The sequence below is a fragment of the Neptunomonas sp. ABH4_499 genome (assembly GCF_056160565.1).
Map to the genome: position 1 here is coordinate 1 of NZ_JBSWXK010000042.1, position 850 is coordinate 850.

1 protein-coding gene is annotated in these 850 nt (G+C 47.1%); it reads left to right on the top strand.

Going from position 1 to position 850, the window contains the following annotated elements; translation table 11 throughout:
* Positions 1-765: transposase (locus tag ACXAF9_RS18150; RefSeq protein ID WP_475076830.1), on the top strand; the 765-nt coding region annotated here is incomplete at its 5' end.
* Positions 766-850 lie beyond the last annotated feature (85 nt).

The following is an 850-nucleotide window of genomic DNA, read 5'->3' on the forward strand; positions in this document are numbered from 1 at the left end:
CATGCGCAGGCTTACGGAGCAGGTCAAGAACAGCACACACTGTTGCCGATGCTCACGGGAATCGACAAACGGATTCGATCGTTAACCCCTGGAAAACCGGAGCATGGAATACTGCAGAGGGTTCAAATTACCGCGGACAGTGGCTTTCATAGTGAAGCCAATATGAAGCTGATCTATCGGTGGGGTATTGATGGATACATAGCCGATAACCAGTTCAGGAAAAGAGATCCACGCTTCATTGATTCCACAACCTATGCGCAGCAGCAAGCAAATCGAAGGAAAGAGCGAGGAACAAAACATACCCGTTTCATACCCGCCGACTTTGACTACGACCCACACAGTGAAACGTGTCGATGTCCTGCAGGTAAAGAGATGTGGCTTAGCTTAAAAGGGCAGGTAGCAGGAAAGGCCGTAATCCGCTTTCAAGGTTACCGAAAGGAATGTCGGGTGTGTCCGTTAAAGCATCAGTGCTTACGTAATCCAAACCAGCAAGAAGGTCGGCAGGTTAGCTATTATCCTAAATCGGCAAAAGCTACCCCGAGTTACATGGAAAGGATGAAGCATAAAATAGACAGCCCGATGGGTAGGCATATTTACAGTAAGCGGTTAGGCACGGTAGAGCCGGTGTTCGGCAACTTAGAGAGCAATAAAGGCCTAAAGCGGTTTACGCTAAGGGGAAAAGAAAAAGTGAATGCGCAATGGTTGCTTTACTGTATGGTCCATAACATTGAAAAAATAGCGACCAAAGGTGATATAAGGCATTAATGCGCTGGGACGAGGCTAACTTTAAGGAAAGCAGCCTCATGAGAGCGCTCGTGCGGCGATATAAAATGTGTTTGAATACATCAAA